Source organism: Flavobacterium keumense, from assembly GCF_029866485.1.
Lineage (GTDB): Bacteria > Bacteroidota > Bacteroidia > Flavobacteriales > Flavobacteriaceae > Flavobacterium > Flavobacterium keumense.
This window is the reverse complement of record NZ_CP092332.1, coordinates 2,076,917-2,103,785: the sequence shown is the minus strand read 5'-3', so window position 1 is coordinate 2,103,785 and position 26,869 is coordinate 2,076,917. Positions and strand designations below refer to the sequence as shown.

Here is a 26,869-nt window from a genome sequence, read left to right as displayed (position 1 = left end):
TAAATTAGTGTAAATATTTAAAAATAATTTATACATTTAACCTTTTAAGAAAAAGATTTAAATAAGATTTTTTTTATAAATAGAATTAGATACCCAAATTGATTATACCATGCTCATACAACCACGCAAGGCCTTAAACAAAGCCTTTCTTAAAATTAAACCCAATCGTTCTGGAATTGAGTTGTTTAAACAGAATTTGATGCTCCTGTTAGACAGTATCAAAGAAAAAGAGTCGGAGGAGTTTCATAAAAACTTGATTTCCGATTTCTTGAAAAACACCTATTATTCTCCCAATCATTTTATCAATACCAAAGGGCGAAACGATTTAGTAATTCATATTGGCAAAGAGGCGAAGAGCAATGTTGGTGTTATAATTGAAGCGAAAAGTCCATCCAATAAGGCTGAAATGCCAACGCAAAAGAACATCAATAGCAAAGCCTTGCAAGAAATGGTGTTGTATTTCTTGCGAGAGCGTATCACTCATAAAAATTTAGAAGTAAAACATGTAGTAGCGACCAATGTTAACGAATGGTTCATTTTTGATGCTCAACTATTTGATAAACTATTTGCTCAAAATAAAAACTTAGTTAAACAATTTCAAGACTTTGAAGAAGGTAAACTTTCTGGAAAGAATACTGATTTTTTCTACAAAGAAATTGCCAAACCTTATATTGAAACTGTACTAGACAAATTAGAATATACCTATTTTGATTTGGCTTCCTACGACAAAATTCTAAGAAACGAAGACCAACTCGATGATGCTAAATTAATTGTCTTATACAAATTACTTTCGCCAGAGCATTTATTAAAATTGTCGTTTGCCAATGATAGCAATTCCTTAGATAAAAACTTTTATAACGAATTACTGCATTTAATTGGGTTAACCGAAACCAAAGAAGGAGGGAAGAAGTTAATTGAACGCCCTAAAGCTGGACAGCGACATGCCGGTTCTTTATTGGAAAACGTGATTAACCAATTGGATGCTTTAGATAAATTATCGCGTTTGCCAAATGTAAAACAATATGGCGACACACACGAAGAACGCTTGTTTACCGTAGGTTTGGAATTGTGCATTACGTGGGTCAATCGTATTTTGTTTTTGAAATTGTTAGAGGCGCAATTGATTAGTTATCATAGAAATGACAAAAGTTATGCGTTTTTGCACAAAGGATTACTGCATGATTACGACAATTTGAATGCCTTGTTCTTTATGGTGTTGGCAAAGAAACCAGAAGAACGCAACGACCGCGTAAAAACGTTATTTGCCAAAGTGCCTTATTTGAATAGTTCGTTGTTTGAGCCTACCGAGTTAGAACATCAAACCTTGTTTATTTCCGGATTAGAGGATGATATTCAATTGCCTATTGTGAGCGGTACGGTATTGAAAGATGCTAATGGTAAAAAACTAACAGGCACACATAAAGCTATTGAGTATTTCTTTGACTTTTTAGATGCTTACGATTTTGCAAGTGAAGGCAGCGAGGAAATTCAAGAAGACAACAAAACCTTAATCAATGCCTCGGTATTGGGCTTGATTTTTGAAAAAATTAACGGCTATAAGGACGGTTCGTTTTATACACCAAGTTTCATTACGATGTACATGTGTAAGGAAACCATACGCCGTGCGGTGGTGCAAAAGTTTAATGAAACCAAAGGGTGGAACTGCGAAGACTTTGAGGGCTTATACAACAAAATTGAAGACACTAAGGAAGCTAATGCCATTATTAACAGCGTAAAAATATGCGACCCTGCGGTGGGTTCTGGACACTTTTTGGTTTCGGCGCTGAATGAAATGATTGCCATTAAGCACGATTTAAAAGTGTTGGTAGACCGCGAAGGCAAACGCTTAAAAGAATACCAAGTAGATATTGTAAACGATGAGTTAATTGTAACCGATGAAGATGGTTTACCGTTTACTTATAACCCAAAAAGTAAAGAAAGCCAACGCTTGCAAGAAACCTTGTTTCATGAAAAGCAAACCATTATTGAAAACTGTTTGTTTGGTGTAGACATTAACCCGAACTCGGTTAAAATTTGCCGTTTGCGTTTGTGGATTGAATTATTGAAAAATGCCTACTACCGCAACGAAACCGAGTTGGAAACCTTACCAAACATTGACATTAACATTAAATGCGGGAACTCGTTGATTGCTCGTTTTGGTTTGGATGCTGATTTGAAAGAAGCGTTAAAGAAAAGCAAGTTAAAAATTGAGGATTACAAAAGAGCCGTTGACCAATACCGCAATGCTGAAAGTAAAGAGCAAAAGCGCGATATGGAAACGCTGATTGCCGAAATAAAAACCAATTTTAGAACCGAAATTAACCAAAACGGCAAAGAGATTAAAGAGTTGCAAAAACTGAAATACGAGTTTAACGTAAAGTTTGATAGCGCCCAACTTTTTGAAACCAAACTCACCAAAGCCGAGCAAAAAGCTAAAAAAGACTTAGCGGATAAAATTGAGAAAATAGAAACCCAACTCGAAGAAATAAAAAACAACAAAATTTATGAAAATGCTTTTGAATGGCGCTTTGAGTTTCCTGAAGTATTAAACGATGAAGGCGATTTTGTAGGCTTTGATGTGGTGATTGGGAATCCGCCTTATATCTCTAATTGGGATTTATCAAATAGTAATAGAGATTTAGTTAATAAATTGGAAATTTTTTATTCCCCTTTTTTAAATGGACATTGGGATTTATTTAACTGTTTTATTGTTTTAGCTTATAAGATGTTAAAGGGAAAAGGTATTAATTCATATATTTTACCAACTTCATTCTATAAAGAAAAGCATTCTACAGAGCTGAGAAAATTCTTTTTGGATAATTTGAAAATTATTGAACTTATTGATTTTAATCAATTATTAGTGTTTGAAGATGTTGCTAGACAAACTGGAGTTTACTTAACATCAAAAGATGACCCAAATAATAATTATATAAAACTTAAGTCTAATATTGGTTATGATTACAAGTTAGTTAGTCAGGATTTTTATAAATCTTTGAAAAACTATGCATTTAAATCAAATGTTTCAGAAATTGATACAAATATTTATCAGAAACTAAATTTAAATATACAACTTTTAGGTTCTTTGGTGTGTATAAATACAGGAGTTGTAGCTCATTCAAAGAAAGAAAGTAACTTGAATTTTACTAAAGATGATGTTATTCATAAGGAGTATAAAGAAGGTTTTAAAAAATATGTAATTGGTTCAAATTTATCTCCTTAAACTATAAGATTTGAAAATGATTTTTTTGATTACACAAGTAAGCAAGAACATTTTCATAGACCAAAATTCCCATTACTTTTCGAGAGTGAAAAAATCATAGTAAGGCGTATAAGTGGAAAAAACAATAAAATTATTGCATGCTTTGATGATCTAAAATATTATTCAAATGATAATCTTATGCATTTAATTTTATGGAATGATAATGTTTTAAAATTTCAAAAGCCAGAAAAAAAGTGGGATATAATAATCGATGATAATCTTTCTTTAAAATTTATTACATCAATTCTAAATTCTAATCTAATTACATATTTCTTCAGCAAATTTTTAAGTACAGACACTTTACAAGGAACATATAGTAGTATTTATCCTGACGATTTAAGACAAATTCCTATCAAAAGAGGTTTTCAACAAGAAAAAAATATCATTGCTAAAGTTGACCAAATCCTTTCGTTCAAAAAAGACAACCCAGAAGCTGATACTGCTGCTTTAGAAAAAGAGATTGATTTTATGGTGTATGCGTTGTATGGGTTGAGTGAGGAGGAAATCAAAATCGTAGAAGAATCGTAAATAGAAAAAATATGGATATTTCACAAAAAGATTTTATATTATTATTTATTGGAGCTGCTATCAGTTTTATTATTTCTTGGTTGTTTTATGGTTTGCCATATAAATCAATTGCAAGTTATTTTGATGTTGAAAACAATACCGCTTATTTCGAAAGTCAAAACGGCTTTAAATTAAAACGCTATGAAAAACGAAAAATAAATGAACCATATAAAACTAGAATAAGTTCAAAAGAATTTAAAAAAATAAAACAAGATTTAGTAAGAAGGAGTATTGATTTTTAATATATAGAAATTTATGGGAGGTTACGGAGGATATGGTAAGCAGAATGATATTATTAAACGAATCATTCAAGAACTTAATAAATTAATCGATGAAATAAATAACATTCAGGAAAATATTTATGGAGAAAAATTATATGTTGAATGGGGTACTACAAGTAAACAAAAAGTAAGCGATTTTATTAATAAGAATCTTGATTCTAACGAAATTTTATTGTTACAATTAGAAAAAATTAATTGTATTGTAATGGCTGAATCGGAATTAATTGAAGCCATTGAAAAATTAGTTCATTTTTGTAATAAGATTAAAGATTTATTAAATAAATCAAAGGATTTGACTGATTTTCATAAATGGGTAGAATTATCAAATTATAAAGACGAGTTAGACGCACAAAAAGAAAAATTAAACACAAAAGTTGAGGAATTTAATACATTATTAGATAATGCAAACTCAGTAAATTCTCAATTTGATCAAAAATCAAAAGAAGCATTTAATAAGTTTTTTTTGAATAAAGAAGGTAATAGTTATCGAGAGGCTGAAAGAAAAGCGAAAATAAATGCTATTATATGGTTATTAGCATCTATCATATTATCTTTAGTATTGATATTTGTTGTTTGTTTTAGGTCAACTAATGTATCTGGACTAATTGAAATTAGACAAGACCTATGTTGTTTAGCAATCCAAGACAAAACAATGTTATACATAGCTTATGGCAAATACATTAGTTCATATGTTTTAATTTATTCTATTTTGATATACGCTTTAAAAGTGAGTGTTAAAAATTATAATGCAAACAAGCATAATGAAATAGTTAACAGAAATAAAAAATTAACATTATCTGTCGCAATAGATTTATCTCGAGAAGGTAATAATCCTGAACTTTTAGATATTGCCGCAAAAGAGTTATTTTCCTCACAACCTACCGGTTATAACAATACCAATGAAGAAAAAAGCACTTCAAACTTTGTGAACAATATTGTAGAAACAGTTTCTAAAAAGGTTTAATGAGATAATTTTCCCCGCTCGTGCGCGAAACGAAGTTCAGCGTAGCTAATCCTTTCGCGTTCGGCATAAAAACAATAAATTTAATCCTCGTTCTTGCGCAAAATTAAGTTCAGTGGAGTGAAACAGTGGCTTCGAGCCCCGAAGAATCGGGGTCAGCCACCGTTTTTTGTTGTTGCCCGAGGCACTCGAAGGCAACAATAAGAGGTTCTCGCTTGTCATTTCGACCAACGGGAGAAACGTCAGTTCAGCGAAGCTAAATCTTATAACGAGAGTAAAGGATGTGATTCCTCCTGCGTCGGAATGACAAAAAGAAGAACAATATAACTAACGTTTCTCCTGCGTCGGAATGACAAAGAAAAACACAGAGCGCTTGTCATTTCGACCAACGGGAGAAATCTTATAACGAGAGTAAAGGATGTGATTCCTCCTTTCGTCGGAATGACAAAGAAGAACAATATAACTGACGTTTCTCCCGCGTCGGTATGACAAATAAAAGCACAGAGCGCTTGTCATTTCGACCAACGGGAGAAATCACATAAAGTCAAGCAACAAATAAGATTCCTCCTTTCGTTGGAATGACAAAGAAGAACAATATAACTAACGTTTCTCCTGCGTCGGAATGACAAAGAAGAACAATATAACTAACGTTTCTCCCGCGTCGGTATGACAAATAAAAGCACAGAGCGCTTGTCATTTCGACCAACGGGAGAAATCTTATAAAGTCAATCAACAAATAAGATTCCTCCTGCGTCGGAATGACAAAGAAGAACAATATAACTGACGTTTCTCCTTTCGTTGGAATGACAAAGAAGAACAATATAACTAACGTTTCTCCTGCGTCGGAATGACAAAAAGAAAGATATAATATAAAAAACAAAAAATGAAAGTTAATAATATAATGTTTGAATATTTAGAAGGTTATCATTCTTATTATGTTTATATTATTACAAATAAATATAGATCTACTTTTTATATAGGTATGACAAATGATTTGTCAAGACGATTGTTTGAGCATAGTAATAATATTAAAAATGGAACTAAGACATTTGCTTCAAAATATAATTTGGAATATCTTGTGTATTATGAAAAGTTTGGCTGGGTGCAACAAGCTATAGCACGAGAGAAAGAAATTAAAGCTTGGAGAAGAGAAAAAAAATTGAATTTGATTCGTTCTTTTAATGAGAATTTTGAATTTTTAAATGATCGTTTTCAAAGGTGATACGATTTAGCTTCGCTGGGATTCCATAACCAGTAAAGCTCCGCTTTGAAAAAACAAAAAATCCAAAAATAATTTCAAGTAAACTTGATTATTTTTTGACAGGATTCCATATCCTGCAAAGCTCCGCTTTGAAAATACTAAAAACAAAAAAACGCTCAAGCGAGCTTGGCGTTTTTTTCTTGTTTTAGTATTTATTCGTGACCTCGACAGGATTCAAACCTGTAACCTTCTGAGCCGTAATCAGATGCGCTATTCAGTTGCGCCACGAGGCCTTAATTCGGGTGCAAATATAGGTAAAATTAGTAGATATCCAAATCGAAAATTAAAAAATAACTGCTTTTTTGGGACAACTACTGCCTTTCGGTATTTATTTGTCTAGGGCTCTAGAAGTTACATAATAGCGGTAGGCTATCAATGCCATCTGCCATTTCTTCGCTTTGGTCACGTCCAAACCTTGTTTGGTTAAACTTGGCAATAGTATTTTGTTGATTTTGGCTAACACTTTGAACATTGCTTTTTTTTGGTAAAAATAAAAAAGACCATCTATATAATGGTCTTTTTGTTGTTTATTTCTTTTTAGATTTCGACTGGTTGGCTTTCTCTAAGGCGATTCGGGCTTTTTCTAATTCTTCTTTTGCTTTGATCATTTCCTCTTTGGCTTTAGCCAATTCTGATTTTTCGTCGGCATCTGTATCTTCAGAACGCATCATTTTTTTGATTTTTTTCTTGAAATCTTGAATGCCTTTTTCATTTCGTAAATCAAATTCGCCTAATGGGTTCGCTTCTGTAGTTCCAAAACTATCGGAATTTATTTCAGCATCTTTTTTGATTTTTTCAATTTCTTCAGCAGTGTAATCGTCTTTTCCTGAAATGACTTCGCCATCTTCAATAATTAAGTCTTTTTTATTCGGTTTTTTGATGATGATTTTAGACTTTTTGGTCGATTTTGGAGCATCGTTTTTGTCAGAGAAATTAAATCGGAAGTTTTCAGTTGATGGATTGCCGTCTTCATCATGGAAACCAAATTGTTTTAATGCGTCTCCATTGGGTACGCCATTAAAGAAAAAGTTACCCATTCCATTGGCACTAGCAGGCGATCCAAAACCAATTTCATTACCCGATTTGTAAAAAGTAATAGTCGAAATAGGCGAATGTTGGTTGAGTTTCAATTCGCCTTTGTTGCCTTTTTCGTCTTCGTAACTCACTTTTAAGCCGGTGATTTCGTTTTTGGCATTGCGTTTTACATCCGAATAATTGATGGTTACACCGTATTTTTTTAGTGCTTTTACATCGTCATTCATTTCTGATTCGGGTGTGGTTTTATTCCAAGTCATCACCACATCATCCAAAGTGTTGTTGATTTCTAAGCGGTCTTGGTTTTTCTTGTTTTGTGCCAATACAGCAATAGAACCACCAATAATTAAAGTAAAAGCAAGTGCTAATGTAAAATACTGTTTTTTGATATTCATAGTAAACAATTTAATTAATACGACTGATTTTTGTTTTTAACGAAGCAAACCTATTAATTGATTTTTGTACCCAAAAACACCTTTACAAAAATTTAACGTAATTAACTTTTTGATAAGAAAACACCAACATTTTTTTTCTAAAAATGGATTACTCTTCCAAAGCCAATAAACGTTGCAGCCAAATACAACACAACACAGCAATTATGCCTAGACTACCCATGACAAACCAATTGGCTTGGTAATTCCATTGGCTAATGATTTCCAATCCCATTTTAGAACTGCTAATGTGTGCCAAACTAAAACTCATGGTAAATAAGGCCATATAGCGACCTTCGTGGCCTTTGGGAGCGCGACTCATAGCAAAAGAATTGGAGAAGGGGAAAATGAACATTTCGCCAAAAGTAATAAAGAGCAAACTCACAATTAAGATGCCCGCCCAAGCGTTGAATAACAAAATGTAAAAACTAATCGACATTAAAACACATCCCCAAAGAATGATGCTTAGTTTGCTAATATTTTTGCGCTGGCAATAGCTCACAATGGGCATTTCTAAAAAGAAAATGAGAATTCCGTTAAAGGAAAGAATCAATCCGCTTTGAAATTCGGTTAAACCAAAATGTTCACTATGGTAGAGCGGGAGCGTGGTGAATAACTGAAAGAACAAGACCGCAGTAATGAAACAAACGAATAAGAAAATCCAAAATATTTTGTCTTTAAACACTGATTCACGCTCAGATTCAGCTTGTTTTTTAGCAATCAAATCTTCAGGGACTTTCTTTTCTTTAACCAATACTGCAAAGAGAACAATCGCAATGATACAGGTACTTCCATCGACCCAAAATAAGGCTTGATAACCTTGATTCAAAATAATCAAACCTCCTAAAGCGGGACCTGCAGCAAAACCAAGGTTAACGGCTAAACGCACTAAAGTTAAGGCACGGGTACGGTTTTCGGGTTTAGCATAGGTACTTAACGAAACGAACATGGCAGGACGAAACATATCGGCAATGACCATAATGGTAAACATACTGACACACAAAGCCCAAAACGAAGTGACATATTGCAAGAAAAAGAACAACACACCACTAGTAAACAAACTGAAAATCATGATTTTATAAAACCCAATTTTGTCGGATAATTTACCGCCCAACCAAGAGCCTAGCATCGATCCAAAACCAAAACACACCATTATCCAACCTACTTGTGAATAGGAAAGATGCAAGTCTTCTTTAAGGTATTTGGATAAAAAGGGTAATACCATGGTTCCTGCACGATTGATAAAGGTTATCAATGCCAAAATCCAAACTTCTCTTCGAAAGCCTCTGAAATTATTGATGTAGCGTTGCAGTCCTGATTGAATCATAGTGTAGTTTGTAGGGCAAAGGTACCAACTTTTAGTCAAGTATTTATTTTTTGAAATTAATTTCATTTGCTTTGAAATCGCTTTGTTTTCTTTTGGATTGTAGTATTTTTGCTGAAAAGAAATTCAAATGAAAAAGTTACTTGTATTGGTACTGTTGGTACAGTTTGGTTTTGGCTATGCCCAAGAACAATTCAGCCTGGCTGCAGTAGAGAAATTTCAAACTGAATTGAATGCCGAATATGCCGATGCCAAGACAAGTCCGTTATTGCCAGAAGATTTTAAAAAATTTCATACTTTAGAGTATTATCCTGCCAATGAAAAGTTTTTTGTGGTGGCAAAATTCATTCGCACAGAAAATGAGCAGCCTTTTGAAATGAAAACCTCCACGGATAGAAGGCCTGTATATGTAAAATACGGAGAAGCACATTTTAACATTGACGGTCAGGATTTTCAGCTTAATTTGTACAAAAATATTGAATTGTCTAAAAAAGAGCAGTACAAAGACTATTTGTTCTTGCCTTTTTCTGATTTGACTTGTGGCAATGAAAGTTACATAGGAGGAAGGTACATTGATATGAAAATCCCAAAAGGAGATACAATAGTGATTGATTTTAATACGGCTTACAATCCGTATTGTGCATACAGTTACAAGTATTCATGTCCCAAAGTACCTTTGGAAAACGATTTGAAAATCGCCATTCGCGCCGGCGTTAAAAAATTTCATGACTAATGCATTATTTTAATCTGCATACTCATATTTATACAAATCAGGACGATGTTCTGGAATTAGTCAATCAATATCCTCAAGAATTTACCGATACCATTCCTAATTATTCTATTGGAATACATCCTTGGTTTATTGTGGAAGATCGTATTGAAGCTGATTTGGCTATCATTGAAAGTAAATTAAAGGAGTCCAGTTGTTTGGCAGTTGGTGAATGCGGATTGGACAAGCGAATTGAAATTCCGTTTGCATTACAGCAAACCGTTTTTGAGCGTCAATTACTTTTGGCAGAACAGTACCAAAAATCAGTGGTAATTCATTGTGTAGCGGCTTTTCAAGAATTGATTGCTATTAAAAAAGCATTGAAAATTTCGGTTCCTTTTTTAATTCACGGATTTTCTAAAAATGAACAAGTAGCCAAGGAATTGTTGGCAAATGGTTGTTACCTTTCTTTTGGGAAATATTTATTACGAATGCCTCAATTAGAATCCGTTTTTTGCGCCATGCCCAACGATCAATTTTTCTTGGAAACCGATACGGATGAGCAAACGATACAAGAAGTGTATGATTTAGCAGCACAATATAAAGGGCTTTCAGTAGCCCAAATACAAGAACTAGTGAATGCCAATTTCCGAAAGGTCTTTGGATCACAACAAATAACCAAATAACCAAATAAACAAATAACCAAATAAACAAATAAACACAATCATGGCAGAGTGGACAGAAAGAGCCGAATTATTATTTAAAAAAGAAGGATTAGAAAAATTGCAAAATGCTAAAGTATTAGTCGTTGGATTAGGTGGTGTAGGGTCTTTTGCTGCCGAATTTTTAGCAAGAGCAGGAGTAGGCAACATGACTATAGTTGATGGCGATGTGGTGGATATTACCAATATTAATAGACAATTACCTGCGTTGCATTCTACTGTTGGTCAACCTAAAATTACGATTGTAGGCGACCGTTTAATGGATATCAATCCCGAACTACAACTCACTCGAATCCAAGAATTTTTGTCGCCAGAACGCGCTTATGAATTGGTTTCAACCGACTTTGATTACGTTTTGGATTGCATTGATAGTGTAACGCCAAAATTGAATTTACTCATGGCAGCCAAAAGAAAAGGAGTAAAAATTATCAGCAGTATGGGAGCTGGAGGAAAAATGGAAGCGGCTAAAGTGAAAGTTACTGATATTAGTAAAACAGAAAACTGTCATTTGGCTAGAACTATTAAACGACGATTAAAAGCCGAAAAAATATACAAAGGAATTAAAGTAGTTTTTTCTTCGGAAATTCAAGACGAAACGAGTTTAAAAGTAACTGATGGTCAAAATTTTAAAAAATCGTTTTATGGGACCAATAGTTATATGCCAGGGTTATTTGGTTTGTATGCTGCCGAAACGGTGATTCGCTATTTGTTGAACAAAGAAATTACTGAAGAATAATGATACAAACGGTAATTTTTGATATGGATGGTGTAATTGTGGATACAGAACCAGTACACCGTTATGCTTATTACAAACAATTTGCAGAATTGAATATTGAGGTAACCGAGGCGATGTACACTTCGTTCACTGGTTTTTCTACTCGGAATACCTTCCAGACTTTAAAAGAACAATTTCAGCTAGAGCAGGAAGTTGAAGACTTAATTCAACGTAAAAGAAGTATTTTTAATAATGCTTTTGACACCAAAGAAGATTTGGAATTACTAGAAGGTGTTCGTGCTTTAATAGAAGATTTACACCAAAACGGAATTCAATTGATTGTGGCGTCTTCGGCCTCTAAAGTGACTATTGATCGTGTTTTTACTCGTTTTGGATTGCATGATTTTTTTACGCATATTGTGAGTGGCGAAGATTTTCCAAAGTCCAAACCACATCCTGCTATTTTTGAACATGCGGCTTCTTTGTCGATTGCTCCAAAAGAAAATTGTATTGTAATTGAAGACAGTACTAACGGAGTGAAAGCAGCAAAAGCGGCAGGGATTTTTTGTGTGGGATACAATAGTGAACATTCCAAAGACCAGAATTTGGACGAGGCAGACAAAGTAATCAATCATTTTAATGAGTTGACTGCTGAAGTTATACGGGCATTAAATTAATATTAACACGTAACATTCAATTGAATTTGTAAATTTGAAAACTAAAAAATAAAACTATGAAAAAAATAATTTTTGCATTAGCAGTATTAATTTCTCAATTTGTTGCTCAAGCACAAATTAAAACACCTCAAGCGAGTCCCAGAGCCGTTCTTACTCAAATGGTAGGTTTGACAGAAGTGGAGGTAAATTATTCGCGTCCAGGAGCAAAAGGCAGACCCGTTTTTGGGAATTTAGTTCCTTTTGGTAAACTTTGGAGAACAGGTGCCAATGAAAATACAACAATTTCATTTAGTGATGATGTCATTATTGATGGCAAAGTATTGAAAAAAGGAAAGTATGCGTTGTACACGGTGCCAAGAATTGAAAGTTGGGACATTATTTTTTATACTACAACTGACAATTGGGGATTACCACAAGAATTTAATGAAGTCAATGTAGCGCTCAGAACTACGGTAAAAGAAGAGGCATTGTCGAAACCTGTTGAAAGTTTAACGATTAATATTGCTGGTTTAGATACTAATTTTGCTTTTTTAGAGATTTTCTGGGAAAACTCTTTTGTAGCTTTAAAATTTGAAGTGCCTACCCAAAAAACAGCGATGGCAAGTATTGACAAAGTATTAGCAGGGCCTACTGCCAATGATTATTATTCAGCAGCGAACTTTTTATATCAATCCAATACTGATTTAGCAAAATCATTGGTCTTTGTAAATAAATCGTTAGAGTTGAGTAAAGACAAACCGTTTTGGTTTTTACGATTAAAATCGTTGATTCAGGCAAAACAAGGTGATAAATCAGGTGCTATTGAAACCGCAAAATTATCTCTAGAGGCTGCAGAGGAAGCTAAAAATCAAGATTACGTAAAAATGAATAAAGACAGTATTGCGGAATGGAGCAAGAAATAATTTGCTATCCATTGCAATAAAAAAATCCCGTTTAAATTTTAAATGGGATTTTTTTATTTAACTAACAAAGACTTTCTGATTTTTGAATAGCAATCGTTCCAACAGCCAAGCAATTACAATTGTCAATACTGCGCCAATGAAGTTGAGCCATAAATAGCCTAATTTTTCTTCGCCACTTGGGTAAATATAAATGGCAAAATAGTAAATGATGAATATGGTAATTTGGCTAAAAATAGCACTGTAAAAAATAGCATCTGATTGAATTCGTTTGGAGTAAATACCTACTAGGAATATCCCCAAAACAGTACCGTAGAATATAGACCCAATGATGTTGACCAATTGAATTAAGTTTTCAAATAAGGTACCAATACACGCAAAAAGAATGGCTATAATTCCCCAGAATAAAGTAAAAAGTTTGCTGGCATTCAGGTAATGTTTCTCTGATTTTTCTACTTGTAAATTGCGTTTGTAAATATCAATGGTTGTGGTTGAAGCCAATGCATTCAATCCCGAAGCGGTTGATGACATGGCTGCTGAAATGATTACGGCTAGTAACAATCCGATGAGCCCTTTGGGTAGGTAATTTAAAATAAAGTGAAAAAACACATAATCTTTATCGTTCGTTTCGCTGTGGATATCTGCTTTCGAAATGATTTCTTTGGCACGATCTCTCAAGTCCTTTTCTTTATCAGACAAAGCAATCATTTCTTTTCTAAGAATAGGATTGTCGTAATCTTGGTTGAGTTGGTCAATGTACAAGAGGTTGATCACTTTTTTGTCTTCAGACACCAATTCCAACTTTTTTTCTAGTGCGTGGTATTCTTTTTTGTAAGGCGAATTTTCGACGATAAGTTTATTATTCGGATTGAAATTTAACGGAACAGGATTGAACTGGAAGAATACAAAAACGAGTACTCCTGTCAATAGAATGAAAAATTGCATAGGTACTTTTAGTAATCCATTCATCAATAATCCCATCTGACTTTCTCTAACTGATTTCCCAGATAAATAACGCCCCACTTGAGATTGGTCTGTGCCAAAGTAGGCTAAAGCCAAGAAAAAGCCGCCTGTGATTCCGCTCCAAAACGTATATTTTTCTTCTGGATCTAGCGAAAAATTAACTATGTCCATTTTAGCATTGGCACCTGCAATGTGCATCGCATTGCTGAAACTCATGTCATTGGGTAAGTAGTATAATATCCAAAAAAAGGTAATTAGCATCCCTACTAAAATGATAAACATTTGCTGTTTTTGGGTTACGTTGACCGCTTTGGTTCCTCCGGTTACGGTGTAAATAATAACGAGTAGTCCAATAATAATATTCAGATAATTGATATTCCAACCTAATAAGGCTGACAGAATAATCGCTGGAGCATAAATAGTCAATCCAGTTCCGAGTCCTCTTTGAAATAAGAAAAGAATTGCGGCCAAAGAACGGGTGCGCAAATCAAATCGTTTGCCTAAATATTCGTAAGCGGTGTACACTTTGTATTTGTGATAAATGGGAATGAATGTAACACAAACAATCACCATAGCTATGGGTAAACCAAAGTAAAACTGAACGAATCCCATTCCGTCATGATAGGCTTGTCCTGGAGTAGATAAAAAGGTAATAGCGCTGGCTTGTGTTGCCATTACTGAAAGCCCAACAACATGCCAAGGCGTTTCATTACTTCCAAGAATGTAGTCTTGAACGTTCTTACTTCCGTTGGTTTTCCAAGCGCCATAAATTACTATGAATAGTAAGGTAACAACGAGTATGATCCAGTCAAATAATTGCATGATTTAGGCGTATAACTGCATTATGAAGTAAAACAACAAGATATAAATGGCATTAATAACGAGCACCCAAGTATAGCTTTTTTTCCAAATTTTAGTTTTTGACTTCATCCTTAATTGATTTCTCGTTGATAGTACTAAATAACTTTAATCTGTAAAATCAGTTGGTTCAAGATCAGTATTAATAATCGAAACGCCTTTTTGTAACAATAAATTGTTTGGATAAATAATGCGTTCTCCATCTTTGTTCACCATACTAATATAAAAGGCACTGATATCCTCAATTTCTGCAATCACGGGAAAATCTTTATCGTGAATATGAATAGTATCTCCAATTTTAAATGGATAAGAAAAAAATAAAATAATTCCGGAGGTAATGTTACTTAAAATCGACCATTGTGCAACCATCGCCACACCTACAACCGTTGCAATTGACGATACAGCTATAATAATGTCTTTGGCATCAACTCCCCAAATAATAATTAAAGCTACTATTAAGAGAATATTAATTAGTAAATGCAGGTATTTAATTACCAAATTTGTTCTTCTTTCTATTGTTTGGCTCAAACGCGCATAGCGGCGTACTAATTTAGTTGTGATTACTCGTAATAGTACCAGCAGTATTAAAACAATCCCAGTACCAATAGCTTCGCGTGCAAAATCGTTGAAAAATGAAATGTACATAGTTTAGTTGTCTAAATTGTTTAAATAATCAAATACTTTATCTGTTGGCATTCCCATTACATTGGTGTAAGAACCTTCTATTTTAGCTACACCAACAAAACCAATCCATTCTTGAATTCCGTAAGCTCCCGCTTTGTCATACGGTTTGTAATGGTCCAAATAATACTGAATAGCTTCATCGCTTAGTGTATTAAAAGTTACTTTAGTCACTTCGAAAAAAGTATCTGTTTTTTCTTTAGTTTTAAAACAAACCGAAGTGATGACTTCGTGAGTGGCATTCGATAATGATTTTAAAATGGCAAAAGCATCTTGTTCATCTTTGGGTTTCCCCAAAGCCGTATTGTTGTGCCAAACAATGGTATCACTTGTAATTAGAATTTCGTTATCGTTTAACTCTCCTTCAAAAGCGTTGGCTTTTAGTTCGGCTAAATAATTAGTGATGGCTTCGGCCTTCAATTCAGGAGGATAAATTTCTTCGACTTCTTTGAGCCGAATTTCAAAATCCAAATCCAAATCTTTAAAAAATTGTTGGCGTCTTGGCGAACCCGAAGCTAAAATCAATGAATAATTGGCTAATTTATGTCTAAGCATTGGATTGACTTGTTAATCGTGTTTTCCGTCAAAATTTTCCATCCATTTTCCTTGCACTTTCATCACTTGTTCAATCACATCACGAACAGCACCTTTTCCTCCGTTTTTATGTGAAATATAAGTAGAAATGGCTTTGATTTCAGGGCTAGCGTCTTGAGGGCAAGTCGGTAAACCTACTAATTTCATCACGTGATAGTCAGGGATGTCGTCTCCCATATACAACACCTGTTCAGGTTTGATATTATAAATATCGGTGTATTCATGAAAAGTAGCTACTTTATCGGGTGTTCCCAAATGAATATCGGTAATACCTAAATTGCGTAAACGAACACGAACTCCTTCGTTACTTCCTCCCGAAATGATACATACATTATAGCCACAATCTACCGCTGATTTTAGGGCATAACCATCACGAATATTCATTGTTCGTAACATTTCTCCTTCGGTAGAAACAAAAACAGAACCATCAGTAAGTACGCCGTCAACATCAAAAATAAAAGTAGTGATGTCGTTCATTATTTCTTTATAGCTTTTTGCCATTATTTTGTATAGATTGAGTTAGTAGTGTATAAATAGTAGATAGGTTTTCATCAGTCAAAAACTGTTGGTGTGCTTCAATAGTAGTAAGGTCATTTCGTTTTGCTGGGCCTGTTTGGGCTTCTTTTGGCGAAAGCGACACAATTTTATTCGCCGTTTCTTGAATTAAAGGTTTTAGAATTTCAAAAGGAACGTTGTTGTTGTCACAAATTTCGCTACCCATTTGGTACAAATGATTGACAAAATTATTCACAAATACAGCCGCTACATGCAAGGCTTTTCGTTGTTCAGAATTGATTTGGTAAACAGCATCCGAAATAGTACTAGCAATTTGGTTCAGGGTTTGTAAATCCTTTTCATTTTCGGCTTCTAAACAAATGGGAATTGTTTTGAAATTCACGGCTTTGTCTTTGGAAAACGTTTGTAACGGATAAAAAACCCCACGACGATTTTTACTTTCTAAAGTAGTCAAAGGTACCGTTCCCGAAGTATGAACCACCAATTGATTTTCAAAAGGCAATTGGGATGAAACCTCAGCAATAGCATCATCGGATACTGCTATAATGTAAACATCTGCCGCTTGTAATTGGGTGTAGTCAGAAGTAACACTATTGGAATCGAGTAGGTGAGTCAGACTCTTTTTATTGCGCGCAAACACCTGAACCAATTCGATTTCGCTATTCGATTGAAAAGCGTGAATCAAATGCCGTGCTACATTTCCAGAACCGATAATACTTACTTTAGTCATAGTTGCAAATTTAGCAAAAAAATAAAGAGTTTTGTCTTCGATATTTGAAATCCTGATCCCTCTTAATTTTGAATTAAATTAACAAGTGTCCCATTATAGAAGTCAACATTTTTAAGTACTTTTGTCGCACTTTTACAAAATATAATTCCTTACTAATGGATAAAAAAATAAGCTCAATTTTATTTTCTACTCGCTTAATGGCGGTTCTTTTTATAGTTTTTGCGGTGGCGATGGGAGCAGGAACTTTTATTGAAAGTAAATACAATACAGATACTGCTCGTATATGGATATATAACGCTTGGTGGTTTGAAGTAATTATGGTGTTCTTTATGATTAATTTCATTGGCAATATTAAGCGTTACCAGTTATTAAAGAAAGAAAAATGGGCTACTTTAGTATTGCATTTGGCTTTTATTTTTATTCTATTGGGAGCGTTCATTACCCGTTATATCAGTTATGAAGGAGTGATGCCTATTCGCGAAGGCGCAACAGAAAATAAAGTATATTCAGATAAAACTTTTTTGACTGTTTTTGTAGATGGGGAGTACAAAGGCGAAATGAAAAGACGTGTGTTTGAGAAGCCGTTATTACTTTCTCCGGTTGCCCAAAACGATTTCACACTTTCGGGAGAATTTGATAATGACCCTTTTGAGGTGCGTTATGTGAATTATATTATGGGTGCCAAACAAAAAATCACGCCAAATGATAAGGGAACTTTGTATTTAAAATTAGTCGAAGCAGGAGCGGGTGGTCGAGAAGAACATTTTTTGAAAGAAGGCGAAGTGCAGAATATTCACAACGTCTTATTTGCATTGAATAAACCTACAGCAGGAGCTATCAATATCAATACTGCAGGAGCAGTGCCTACCATTCAAACTCCTTTTGAAGGAAATTTTATGCGAATGGCGGATAAGTTGCAGGGCAAAGTTGAAAAAGACATTGTTCAACCGTTAATGATGCGTTCGCTGTATTCTATTGGCGAAAAGCGATTTGTTTTTCCAGATGTTCCCACTCGAGGAACTATTGCATATGAATCCAATAATGATTTCAAAGCCAAAAATCACGAAGATGCTTTAGTAATTAAATTGAAAGCCGAAGGACAAGAAAAAGAGGTAACAATTTTAGGTTCGAAAGGAAAAACGGGTGAGCCACAAACAGTAAAAATAGGTAACAAAGACTATTCTTTCTTTTTTGGAAGCAAAACTTACGAATTGCCTTTTACTATCAAATTGAATGATTTTATTGCTAAAAAATATCCTGGAACAGAAAAAAGTTATTCGGCTTTTGAAAGTCAGGTGACAGTTAAAGATACAACAGAGACCTTTGATGCTCAAATTTATATGAATCACGTTTTGGATTACAAAGGCTTTCGTTTCTTTCAATCGTCTTTTGATCCTGATGAAAAAGGAACCGTGTTATCTGTTAACCATGATTTTTGGGGAACCAATATCACGTATTTAGGGTACTTTCTTTTATATATTGCTATGATGGCCATTTTGTTTACCAAGCATTCTCGTTTTGCTGATTTGAAACGAAAATTGGAAGTCGTGAAATCGAAGAAAGCCAATTTACTTTTGGTGTTAGTTCTACTGTTGAGTTGGAACGGTTGGTCTCAAGAACACCATCACACACATGAAACAACAGCCGCACACAATCATTCTGGACATAGTCAAAAAATGCCTTCTTTAAAAGAGATTGATTCTTTGATTGTAAAATATAAAGTTTCTGAAGAACACGCAGCAAAATTTGGACGTTTGATTATACAAGATGCTGGTGGACGAATGAAACCAATTAACACTTTTTCTTCTGAATTGTTGCGAAAAGTGAGTCATTCCGATACGTACAACGGAATGAATTCTGATCAAGCTTTTTTATCTATGACGCAATATGCTAGTGCTTGGATTCAGGTGCCTATTATCTATATCAAAGCAGGGAATGACAGTATTCGTAAAATCATCGGGATAGATTCCAAAGCGAAGTTTGCTCCTTTTATTTCTTTTTTTGATGCCAAGGGAAATTATAAGTTATCACCTTATTTAGAAGAGGCTTTTAAAAGTGCTAATCCCAATCAGTTTGAGAAAGATTTTATCGAAACGGATAAAAAAGTTAATTTGATGGAATCGGCTTTGAGTGGTCGAATTTTGAAAATTTTCCCTATTCCAAACGACCCAAATAGTAAATGGATTTCGTATTTAGAATTGAACGAATCAGGTATGAAGGGCATGGATGCTACCTACACAAAGAGTATTTTACCTTTGTATTTTGGTACACTAAACACAGCAGCTACTTCTAATGATTACAAATCGGCGAATGAGTTATTAGAAAGTTTAAAAGGTTTTCAAAAGAAGTTTGGAAGTACCGTCATGCCTTCGGAAGATAAAATCGATTTAGAGATTGCCTATAATAAATTCGATGTTTTTAAAGGTTTGCCGTATTGGTATTTAACAGCGGCAGTAGTGATGTTATTATTAACAATAATTGAATTATTCAAATCGAAAAAGTCGATTCGTGTAGGGATTAATTTGATTCATATTGGTATCGGGTTACTTTTTCTATTACATACTTTGGGTTTAATTGCCCGTTGGATAATTTCGGGACATGCTCCTTGGAGTAATGCGTATGAATCGATTATTTATGTAGCTTGGGCTACCATGTTTTTTGGTTTGGCCTTTGATAGAAAATCAAAGCTAACAGTAGCGTCTGCTGCGTTTGTAACGGCTATGATTTTGATGGCGGCTTATATGAATTGGATAGATCCTGAAATCGCTAATTTGCAACCGGTATTGAATTCGTATTGGTTGATGATTCACGTAGCAGTAATTGTGGCAAGTTATGGTCCTTTTGCTTTAGGAATGATTTTAGGATTGGTTTCGTTACTCTTGATTTTGTTTACCAATGAGAAAAACAAAGCCAAAATGGATTTGAATATTCAGGAGCTGACGTATATTAATGAAATGGCATTGACTATTGGGTTGATTATGCTAACTATTGGAAACTTCCTTGGCGGACAATGGGCTAACGAAAGTTGGGGACGTTATTGGGGATGGGACCCGAAAGAAACTTGGGCGTTAATTAGTATTATGGTCTATGCGTTTGTAATTCATGCCCGATTTGTACCTGCTTTGAGAGGGAAATGGATTTTTAACCTGATGAGTATGTTGGCTTTTGTTTCTATTTTATTTACTTATTATGGAGTAAACTTTCACTTAGTTGGTTTGCATTCGTATGCCAGTGGGGAGGCAAAATCATTAAGTTGGATTTGGGAAACGCTAGGAGGGATTACTTTGTTAGGAGCAATTACGTATCCAAAATATAAAAAGTATTTTAAGAAATAATAATTTAAGTTTTAATTAAAAAAGGTTCAATTTAATTGAACCTTTTTTAATTAAAACGTTTTTGCTTTAACAATCTGATTAAAAATTCTTGAGGAGAAACACCAGTAACATCTTTGAAGCTAACAAAAAAAGTATTGTAAGAAGTGAATCCAATTTCTTTAGCTAAAGATTCGTAAGTGTTTGTTTTTAAATATCCTGCGTCGATTAATTCCAAACCATCATAAATTCGAACAATTTTTTTATATTCTGGGAATGATATTTTAGAATGGTATTTGAACAAGAAGGAAAGATGGCTTTTAGGTATATTTAATTTGTTTGATAAATCAGTTAGAGAAAATTTAGCATCTCGATAGGCTTGATTATGAAATGAAAATTGATCTACCTCTTTCATGTATTCTACTATTGAGTTTTTAATTTTTTCATTTAACTGATTATCTTGAATGTTATTTATTTCAGTTATTGGATAACTGGTCCAAAACGCAATTGTTGCATTATTAATCTTCTTATGCTCATTTATTTTTGCATTTAAATAATTATATCCATAAAGGATTTCGGGTGAAATAATAATTTTAAAGTATAAAATAAGCCAAAAAAGACTAGGGATCCATTGATAACTAGTAGCATAAGCATAGTTGTTATTGTTAATTTCCCAGAATAATATTAAAATAACTCTTGCTCCAACAATAATTAAAAAAGAAAAAAGATAAATACTCCATTTTCTAATCAATTGATTTTGTTTGATAACCACCTCAATTTCTCCTTTTCTATTCCAAACATTTTTGTAAAGAATTTTGTAAATAAGGGCGTAATAAAATATGGTATATAAGGTAAAGAAAGTATAATAATAAAAATCGACATGTTGTATATCAAAGTAATTTTGATCCAATAAATAATCTATAATATTAAATACAAGGGGAATTATTAAATGTACAAAATTTCTAAAATAGATTGTTTTACAGTCTTTAATTAGATTTTCAAAATACAAATAACTACAAGGGACTATTATAATTAGTAAGTTATTGTAGTCGCGAAGTAATTCTTCAATAAAGCTATTATTTTGAATTTTAAATAATGCAATTGATAGCATTCGTACTGCTACAATCAGAAATATAATGATGAGATACACATTCGTGATTCGATTCGATTTGTATCGAAATAGAATTAAGAATATGGTGATTAACCCAACAATACCCGAAAATAAAATAATTAGATTTTCAATCATCCAATGAGTGTAGATAAATAATAAACTTTTGAATTATTTAAACGGGGCGATGATTACAGTTACAAAAATACCTTTTTTTATCTGTTAGAATGGCATCATAATGTCATTTTTTACTCAAAATTCACTTACTGAAAACTAAAAAATGAATACTATTTATTTGAAAGATTTAATTTTTAAAATAAAATACTTACCGGATATTTTAAAGTGATTATTTAATTCTTCAAATTTCATCTGTCAAATAAATAACAGATTTACTTGAAAACAACTATTTAGTAGTATTGTACCGTTATAAATCCCCATTTTTAGATGAAAAAAACAATACTATTTCTTTTTATTGGTCTTTCTGTTTATGGCCAGCAATTGCACCATCAAATGCTATCTTCACAAGGCGCATCAAATTTACTCTCTAATGGTGTGAAAGTAAATCAAACGGTAGGTCAACAAAGTGTTATTGGAAATTACAACTATTCGACTATTTCTATTAGTCAAGGTTTTCAAAAAAATCTTTACACTAAGTCAAATGTTTTTGTTTTGACAGATGAGTTAAGCACTATTCTTTATCCTAACCCTTTTGTAGATCAAATTCATATTCAATTCTCAAAACAGATAAGTGGGCTTATCTTGGTTACAATCTTTGACGTATTAGGTAGACTAGTCTATAAAGAACAAAAAGAAGTTATAAATAATAATCTAAAAATAGATAATCTCCAATTTCCTGAAAACGAATATTTACTAACGTTATCCGGAGCTAATATTAATTACTCAACTCAAATAATCAAATCCAAATGAAAAGAAAACTACTAATTTTATTTTTTATTCTTAGTTCGGCAATTGCAAATTCTCAGGAAATATCCTTTGCTATTGGAACAAATTTCACACAGTTTAATTTAAAAAATCCAGAGACATTTGCTGATACTCCATTACAATCTGGTTCTGGTTCTAGTTATGAAATTGCCTATTTAGATACTACTCATGAAAAGAAATTATTTTATGAAGTTGGGATAGGAATTAATGAATACAATGCCCTAGCTGGAACTACTGCGAATACGTACCGATGGAATTCAAAATCATTGGGTCTAAGATTGGGTCTAGAATATGAATTGTTCAAATTAAGCAAAGTTCAATTAAGACCACAAATAGGGATGAATTTTTCAACAATAGTGTACGGCAAGCAAGAAATAAACGGAGCTATTTTTGATATTCGAAATAATTCTGATTTTTCTGGAATTAAATTAATTCCATATTTAGGAATAAAAGCCAAGTATCAATTGAGAGAAAATACTTCGGTATCTTTTGGTTATAATCATTCTATTTCTTTCAAGCCTACACTTACAAATAAAGAATATTTAACAATAACCTCAAATCAAATTGTTTTAGGTCTTCACTTTAACGTAATTAATTAATACTATGAAAAAAATACTACTTTTAATTGCTTTACTTTTTTCTGTTTTGACATTTGCTCAAAACCAAGGAATCACATATCAAGCAGTACTATATAATTCAAAAGCAGAATCGTTACCAGGAATTAACAATTCAAGTTCTCCAATGACAAACAAATTGGTTTGTTTACAATTTTCTATTATTGATAGTAATTTACAAACTGAATACCAAGAGAAAGCCACTGTAACTACAGATGCTTTTGGAATGGTTAATTTGGTTATTGGATACGGAACCCAAACAGGAGGGTATGCATCATCATTTTCTACAATTGTTTGGTCAAATGGTCAAAAAAAATTAAAGGTTAGCTTAGACCAAACAGGGAATTGTACTGTTTTTGAAGAAATAAGTAATCAGTTATTAACTTATGTACCTTATGCTTTAAATGCGAGTAATGCCGCTAGTGTTTCAGGAGTTGTTGGCATTGCTAATGGAGGGACTAACGCAACAACTATTTTAGGTGCCAAAACAAATTTACAATTACAAAATGTTGATAATACGAGTGATTTGAACAAACCAATAAGTACAGCAACACAAGTAGCACTAGAGACTAAAGTTGATAAAATTAGCGGAAAAGGATTGTCAACAGAAGACTTTACAACTGCCGAAAAAACTAAGTTAGCTTCTTTGACAGGTACTCCTGATTTAAGTGGTTATGCTACAGTTACATCACTTACTGATGCTGTTACAAATAAATTTGTAGACTTGACAACTAATCAAGCTATAGCAGGAAATAAGAATTTTACTTCTGATATTCAAGTAAATGGATTGACTATAGGGAAAGGAAAAGGACAAAATGATCAAAATACTGCTGTTGGTGCGGGTGCTTTAAATTCGAGTAATAGTAATGGAACAAGAAATACAGCTGTAGGTGCTTTAGCCTTAGCAAATTATGCTGGAACTACTTTTGACAACAACACAGGTGTAGGTTATTTTAATATGATTGGGTTAACTACGGGGTATGGAAATACTTCTCTTGGAGCTGAGACAATGTTTAATGTAGGAGCAGCATCCAATAATACGGCGATAGGAAATCAATCCCTGATTAATACTGCAGGAGATAATAATGTTGGGGTAGGTGCCCGTTCTGGAGATGGTTTGACCACTGGAACTAATAATACATTTTTAGGAACTCAAGCTAGAACATTGGGAAGTTCTTCTACAATTTCTAATTCAACAGCTTTAGGTTATGATGCTGTTGTATCTACTAATAATACGATTCAACTTGGTAATGCCGCAATTACTGATGTTAAAACTAATGGTGCAATTACTGCTACAAAGTTTAAAATTCCTAATGGTACAGCTTCTCAATTCTTAATGGCTGATGGATCAGTATCTAATTCTGCAGGGGTTCCATACAATGGCGCTACGACTTCAGTTAATTTAGGAAATAATAATTTGCAAGCTAATCAGATAACAACAAATAGCCTATCAGTTGGTAATATTAATAACTTGGCTGTTGGAATGAAAGGAACTGGTGAAACTAATTATTTTGGTAATGGTTCAATGGCTTATTCACCTGGAGGTTTTGCCAATACTGCTTTTGGAACTTTAACGCTTTCAGAAACCCAAGGCGATGAAAATACAGCTTTAGGTTCACAAGCTATGCGTAGTAATACTACTGGAGCTAAAAATACTGCTGTTGGTAGAGCTAGTTTGGGCGGAAATTTAACAGGTAGTAGTAACACAGCTATTGGTTATAACACCAGAGTAGGTAGTAATAATCTAACAAATACAACTGTTATTGGAGCTAATGCAATAGTATCTGCAAGCAATACAATTCAATTAGGAGATACTAACATAACTAGTGTAAAAACAAGTGGTAAATTAACCACGGGTTCTATAACATTACCTAATACAGATGGAACATCGGGTCAAGTTTTATCAACAAATGGATCTGGTGTGGTGTCTTGGATTACACCATCTTCAGTAAATACTTCTAATTTAGTAGATTTGACAACGAATCAAACCGTTGCAGGCAATAAAACATTGTCAGGTATAACAACTGTTTCAAATACAACGGCTTCTACAACTACAACATCAGGAGCTTTTGTTGTGGCTGGAGGTGCTGGTATAGCAGGTAATGTTAATGTAGGAGGTAATGAAACTATATCAGGGAGTTTAGGAATTGGAACTACTGCCACAAATTCATCTGCAGCTCTTGAAGTTAATTCTACGACAAAAGGAATCTTATTTCCTCGAGTTACACTAGCGCAGAGAGATTTGATAGCTTCTCCAGCTAAAGGATTAGTGATAATGTGTACTGATTGTGGTCAGACAGGTGGTGAATTAGGAGAGCTACAAGTATTTAATGGATCCAGATGGACTAATGCTGTTGGTACAGATGCTTCTGGGGTTTCTGCAGGAATAAATGCTCCAGCAATTGGTTCAAGTTTTCAAGGAGGTTTAGTAGCTTATATTCTAGCACCAACGGATCCAGGATATGAAGCAGGAAAAATAAAAGGACTCATAGTTACTGCTACGGATATCTCATCGGCTGCAGGAATAAGATATGATGCAGGTACTGCTATTTTAGGCATTAATAATGTTGGAACTGCTATAGGAACAGGTTTAGCCAATACAGTTGCATCTTATACTGCTTATGGAAGTGTAAATAGATCAATTCCTAAAATTGCCATGGATTATTCAGTCGTTGAAAATGGAGTAACATATGATGATTGGTACATACCTTCAAGAGATGAGTTGTTAAAAATTCATGCAAACAAAGCTTTATTAGGTAGTTTCCCTTCTTCGAGAGGATATTGGTCTTCCAGTCTTTGGACAAATAGTCAAGCATTAACAATGGTCGTTTTTTCAGATACAAGAGGGTACTATGGAGGAGATGGAACAGATGATGGTAGAAATAGAGTACGATTTGTAAGATCTTTTTCTATACCAATTCAGACTACTATAACAGCTACTAATTTTAATGGAAATGCTACATCTGCGACCAATGTTTCTGGAGTAGTAGCTATAGCCAATGGAGGAACTGGCGCTACCACAGCAACAGGGGCTATTAATGCTTTGTTGCCTAGTCAAGCAAGTGCTAATGGAAAAGTGTTAACGTCTGACGGTACTAATGTGAGTTGGACTTCTCCAGGAGGAAATACCCACTATGTAGGTGAATCGTATGGAGGTGGAATTGTATTTTACACATATGATAATGGAGCACATGGTTTGATTGTTGCTACTTCTGAAATAGGAGATTTAGGTCCTGAGAGTTCAACGAGTACTACTGGTATCACTTTTGGTGGTAATGGTATATGGACTGGAGCTTATCGATATGGTGTTGGTGGTGGATTGGAAAATACAAGTGTAATTATATCTAAAAACAGTAATTCAAATACACAATATTTTAATTATTCTAGAACTACTAATACATTATACGCAGCACTTTCTGCATCACAATATTTACCTGGAGGTACTCAAAGTATGTATTATGGAGATTGGTATTTACCTTCAAAAGGAGAATTAGAACTATTGTGGAATAATAGACTGCTAATTTCTGGCTCAGGGTATAATCCAGCTCATGAGTATTGGTCTTCTACAGAGACTAACGAGTTTTACGCATACAAGATGCAAACTAATGGAGGTGTGGGTTGGACACCAAAAACAGCGTTGTGTTTTGTCCTTCCAATTAGAAGATTCTAAAAAAAAAGAGACCTCAATTGAGGTCTCTTTTTTTATTTTAT

General features: G+C 33.7%; 23 protein-coding genes and 1 tRNA gene. 14 read left to right on the top strand and 10 right to left on the bottom strand.

Annotated features, from left to right (window positions below; translation table 11 throughout):
- Positions 1-109: 109 nt before the first annotated feature.
- From MG292_RS09505 to MG292_RS09485, 5 genes are all read left to right on the top strand, one after another.
- On the top strand, positions 110-3,220 hold the full coding sequence (locus MG292_RS09505; RefSeq protein WP_264532967.1) for a DUF7149 domain-containing protein: 3,111 nt from the start codon (positions 110-112) through the stop codon (positions 3,218-3,220).
- A 3-nt stretch (positions 3,221-3,223) separates the two neighbouring features.
- Entirely contained in the window at positions 3,224-3,787 is a 564-nt protein-coding gene (locus tag MG292_RS09500; RefSeq protein ID WP_264534591.1) for a TaqI-like C-terminal specificity domain-containing protein, read from the top strand.
- A gap of 11 nt (positions 3,788-3,798) precedes the next feature.
- Complete coding sequence (locus MG292_RS09495; RefSeq protein ID WP_264532968.1) at positions 3,799-4,068, top strand: hypothetical protein; 270 nt, start codon at positions 3,799-3,801, stop codon at positions 4,066-4,068.
- 13 nt (positions 4,069-4,081) lie between these two features.
- A complete protein-coding gene (locus tag MG292_RS09490) occupies positions 4,082-5,071 on the top strand; it encodes a coiled-coil domain-containing protein (RefSeq protein ID WP_264532969.1) in 990 nt (329 codons plus the stop codon).
- Positions 5,072-5,951: 880 nt separating this feature from the next.
- The gene (locus tag MG292_RS09485; protein ID WP_264532970.1) at positions 5,952-6,290 is read left to right on the top strand and encodes a GIY-YIG nuclease family protein; all 339 of its coding nucleotides are present in this window, start codon (positions 5,952-5,954) and stop codon (positions 6,288-6,290) included.
- 198 nt (positions 6,291-6,488) lie between these two features.
- Here MG292_RS09485 and MG292_RS09480 read toward each other — a convergent pair.
- The 4 genes from MG292_RS09480 to MG292_RS09465 all read right to left on the bottom strand — a co-directional run bounded on the left by MG292_RS09480 (position 6,489) and on the right by MG292_RS09465 (position 9,122).
- Positions 6,489-6,562: transfer RNA gene (locus tag MG292_RS09480), tRNA-Arg, on the bottom strand.
- Between the two features lie 95 nt (positions 6,563-6,657).
- Positions 6,658-6,801 (bottom strand): SsrA-binding protein, encoded by a 144-nt coding sequence (locus MG292_RS09475; protein WP_264532971.1) that lies wholly within the window; start codon positions 6,799-6,801, stop codon positions 6,658-6,660.
- Between the two features lie 55 nt (positions 6,802-6,856).
- Positions 6,857-7,759 carry a hypothetical protein gene (locus tag MG292_RS09470; protein WP_264532972.1) on the bottom strand — a complete coding sequence of 301 codons (903 nt, stop codon included), beginning with the start codon at positions 7,757-7,759 and terminating at the stop codon, positions 6,857-6,859.
- Between the two features lie 148 nt (positions 7,760-7,907).
- Positions 7,908-9,122 (bottom strand): MDR family MFS transporter, encoded by a 1,215-nt coding sequence (locus MG292_RS09465; protein ID WP_264534592.1) that lies wholly within the window; start codon positions 9,120-9,122, stop codon positions 7,908-7,910.
- A 127-nt stretch (positions 9,123-9,249) separates the two neighbouring features.
- On the opposite strand from MG292_RS09465, the gene MG292_RS09460 reads away from it, so the two are divergent.
- The 5 genes from MG292_RS09460 to MG292_RS09440 are packed head-to-tail and all read left to right on the top strand — an operon-like array spanning position 9,250 to position 12,844.
- The gene (locus tag MG292_RS09460) at positions 9,250-9,852 is read left to right on the top strand and encodes a DUF1684 domain-containing protein (RefSeq protein WP_264532973.1); all 603 of its coding nucleotides are present in this window, start codon (positions 9,250-9,252) and stop codon (positions 9,850-9,852) included.
- The gene (locus tag MG292_RS09455; RefSeq protein WP_264532974.1) at positions 9,852-10,514 is read left to right on the top strand and encodes a TatD family hydrolase; all 663 of its coding nucleotides are present in this window, start codon (positions 9,852-9,854) and stop codon (positions 10,512-10,514) included. Before MG292_RS09460 ends, MG292_RS09455 begins: the two co-directional genes overlap by 1 nt.
- A gap of 40 nt (positions 10,515-10,554) precedes the next feature.
- Complete coding sequence (locus tag MG292_RS09450; protein ID WP_264532975.1) at positions 10,555-11,286, top strand: tRNA threonylcarbamoyladenosine dehydratase; 732 nt, start codon at positions 10,555-10,557, stop codon at positions 11,284-11,286.
- Positions 11,286-11,942, top strand: a complete 657-nt coding sequence (locus MG292_RS09445; RefSeq protein WP_264532976.1) for an HAD family hydrolase — start codon at positions 11,286-11,288, stop codon at positions 11,940-11,942. The genes MG292_RS09450 and MG292_RS09445 overlap by 1 nt, the downstream gene beginning before the upstream one ends.
- Positions 11,943-11,998: 56 nt before the next feature.
- Positions 11,999-12,844, top strand: coding sequence for a DUF2911 domain-containing protein (locus tag MG292_RS09440; RefSeq protein WP_264532977.1), 846 nt, complete (start codon positions 11,999-12,001; stop codon positions 12,842-12,844).
- Between the two features lie 57 nt (positions 12,845-12,901).
- On the opposite strand, the gene MG292_RS09435 is transcribed toward MG292_RS09440, so the two are convergent.
- From MG292_RS09435 to MG292_RS09415, 5 genes are all read right to left on the bottom strand, one after another.
- Positions 12,902-14,626 (bottom strand): sodium:solute symporter family protein, encoded by a 1,725-nt coding sequence (locus tag MG292_RS09435; protein ID WP_264532978.1) that lies wholly within the window; start codon positions 14,624-14,626, stop codon positions 12,902-12,904.
- 144 nt (positions 14,627-14,770) lie between these two features.
- Positions 14,771-15,301, bottom strand: coding sequence for a mechanosensitive ion channel domain-containing protein (locus tag MG292_RS09430; RefSeq protein ID WP_374505158.1), 531 nt, complete (start codon positions 15,299-15,301; stop codon positions 14,771-14,773).
- Positions 15,302-15,310: 9 nt separating this feature from the next.
- Positions 15,311-15,898, bottom strand: a complete 588-nt coding sequence (locus MG292_RS09425; RefSeq protein ID WP_264532980.1) for a Maf-like protein — start codon at positions 15,896-15,898, stop codon at positions 15,311-15,313.
- Between the two features lie 12 nt (positions 15,899-15,910).
- Positions 15,911-16,438: a KdsC family phosphatase gene (locus tag MG292_RS09420; RefSeq protein WP_264532981.1), complete on the bottom strand. Its 528-nt coding sequence runs from the start codon at positions 16,436-16,438 to the stop codon at positions 15,911-15,913.
- Positions 16,422-17,183, bottom strand: a complete 762-nt coding sequence (locus tag MG292_RS09415) for a Rossmann-like and DUF2520 domain-containing protein (RefSeq protein WP_264532982.1) — start codon at positions 17,181-17,183, stop codon at positions 16,422-16,424. The genes MG292_RS09420 and MG292_RS09415 overlap by 17 nt, the downstream gene beginning before the upstream one ends.
- 155 nt (positions 17,184-17,338) lie before the next feature.
- Here MG292_RS09415 and MG292_RS09410 point away from each other — a divergent pair, with 155 nt between their 5' ends.
- The gene (locus tag MG292_RS09410) at positions 17,339-20,518 is read left to right on the top strand and encodes a cytochrome c biogenesis protein CcsA (RefSeq protein ID WP_264532983.1); all 3,180 of its coding nucleotides are present in this window, start codon (positions 17,339-17,341) and stop codon (positions 20,516-20,518) included.
- A 46-nt stretch (positions 20,519-20,564) separates the two neighbouring features.
- On the opposite strand, the gene MG292_RS09405 is transcribed toward MG292_RS09410, so the two are convergent.
- Complete coding sequence (locus tag MG292_RS09405; protein WP_264532984.1) at positions 20,565-21,605, bottom strand: helix-turn-helix domain-containing protein; 1,041 nt, start codon at positions 21,603-21,605, stop codon at positions 20,565-20,567.
- Between the two features lie 441 nt (positions 21,606-22,046).
- Here MG292_RS09405 and MG292_RS09400 point away from each other — a divergent pair, with 441 nt between their 5' ends.
- The 3 genes from MG292_RS09400 to MG292_RS09390 are packed head-to-tail and all read left to right on the top strand — an operon-like array spanning position 22,047 to position 26,828.
- Positions 22,047-22,529, top strand: a complete 483-nt coding sequence (locus MG292_RS09400; RefSeq protein ID WP_264532985.1) for a T9SS type A sorting domain-containing protein — start codon at positions 22,047-22,049, stop codon at positions 22,527-22,529.
- A complete protein-coding gene (locus MG292_RS09395) occupies positions 22,526-23,143 on the top strand; it encodes a porin family protein (RefSeq protein WP_264532986.1) in 618 nt (205 codons plus the stop codon). Before MG292_RS09400 ends, MG292_RS09395 begins: the two co-directional genes overlap by 4 nt.
- Before the next feature lie 4 nt (positions 23,144-23,147).
- Positions 23,148-26,828: a hypothetical protein gene (locus tag MG292_RS09390; protein ID WP_264532987.1), complete on the top strand. Its 3,681-nt coding sequence runs from the start codon at positions 23,148-23,150 to the stop codon at positions 26,826-26,828.
- Positions 26,829-26,869 lie beyond the last annotated feature (41 nt).

Bases quoted from the DNA above. Each gene is read 5' to 3' on its own strand.
- MG292_RS09505 (WP_264532967.1), top strand. From the start codon at position 110: ATGCTCATACAACCACGCAAGGCCTTAAACAAAGCCTTTCTTAAAATT.
- MG292_RS09495 (WP_264532968.1), top strand. From the start codon at position 3,799: ATGGATATTTCACAAAAAGATTTTATATTATTATTTATTGGAGCTGCT.
- MG292_RS09490 (WP_264532969.1), top strand. From the start codon at position 4,082: ATGGGAGGTTACGGAGGATATGGTAAGCAGAATGATATTATTAAACGA.
- MG292_RS09485 (WP_264532970.1), top strand. From the start codon at position 5,952: ATGAAAGTTAATAATATAATGTTTGAATATTTAGAAGGTTATCATTCT.
- MG292_RS09475 (WP_264532971.1), bottom strand. From the start codon at position 6,801: ATGTTCAAAGTGTTAGCCAAAATCAACAAAATACTATTGCCAAGTTTA.
- MG292_RS09470 (WP_264532972.1), bottom strand. From the start codon at position 7,759: ATGAATATCAAAAAACAGTATTTTACATTAGCACTTGCTTTTACTTTA.
- MG292_RS09465 (WP_264534592.1), bottom strand. From the start codon at position 9,122: ATGATTCAATCAGGACTGCAACGCTACATCAATAATTTCAGAGGCTTT.
- MG292_RS09460 (WP_264532973.1), top strand. From the start codon at position 9,250: ATGAAAAAGTTACTTGTATTGGTACTGTTGGTACAGTTTGGTTTTGGC.
- MG292_RS09455 (WP_264532974.1), top strand. From the start codon at position 9,852: ATGCATTATTTTAATCTGCATACTCATATTTATACAAATCAGGACGAT.
- MG292_RS09450 (WP_264532975.1), top strand. From the start codon at position 10,555: ATGGCAGAGTGGACAGAAAGAGCCGAATTATTATTTAAAAAAGAAGGA.
- MG292_RS09445 (WP_264532976.1), top strand. From the start codon at position 11,286: ATGATACAAACGGTAATTTTTGATATGGATGGTGTAATTGTGGATACA.
- MG292_RS09440 (WP_264532977.1), top strand. From the start codon at position 11,999: ATGAAAAAAATAATTTTTGCATTAGCAGTATTAATTTCTCAATTTGTT.
- MG292_RS09435 (WP_264532978.1), bottom strand. From the start codon at position 14,626: ATGCAATTATTTGACTGGATCATACTCGTTGTTACCTTACTATTCATA.
- MG292_RS09425 (WP_264532980.1), bottom strand. From the start codon at position 15,898: ATGCTTAGACATAAATTAGCCAATTATTCATTGATTTTAGCTTCGGGT.
- MG292_RS09420 (WP_264532981.1), bottom strand. From the start codon at position 16,438: ATGGCAAAAAGCTATAAAGAAATAATGAACGACATCACTACTTTTATT.
- MG292_RS09415 (WP_264532982.1), bottom strand. From the start codon at position 17,183: ATGACTAAAGTAAGTATTATCGGTTCTGGAAATGTAGCACGGCATTTG.
- MG292_RS09410 (WP_264532983.1), top strand. From the start codon at position 17,339: ATGGATAAAAAAATAAGCTCAATTTTATTTTCTACTCGCTTAATGGCG.
- MG292_RS09405 (WP_264532984.1), bottom strand. From the start codon at position 21,605: ATGCTATCAATTGCATTATTTAAAATTCAAAATAATAGCTTTATTGAA.
- MG292_RS09400 (WP_264532985.1), top strand. From the start codon at position 22,047: ATGAAAAAAACAATACTATTTCTTTTTATTGGTCTTTCTGTTTATGGC.
- MG292_RS09395 (WP_264532986.1), top strand. From the start codon at position 22,526: ATGAAAAGAAAACTACTAATTTTATTTTTTATTCTTAGTTCGGCAATT.
- MG292_RS09390 (WP_264532987.1), top strand. From the start codon at position 23,148: ATGAAAAAAATACTACTTTTAATTGCTTTACTTTTTTCTGTTTTGACA.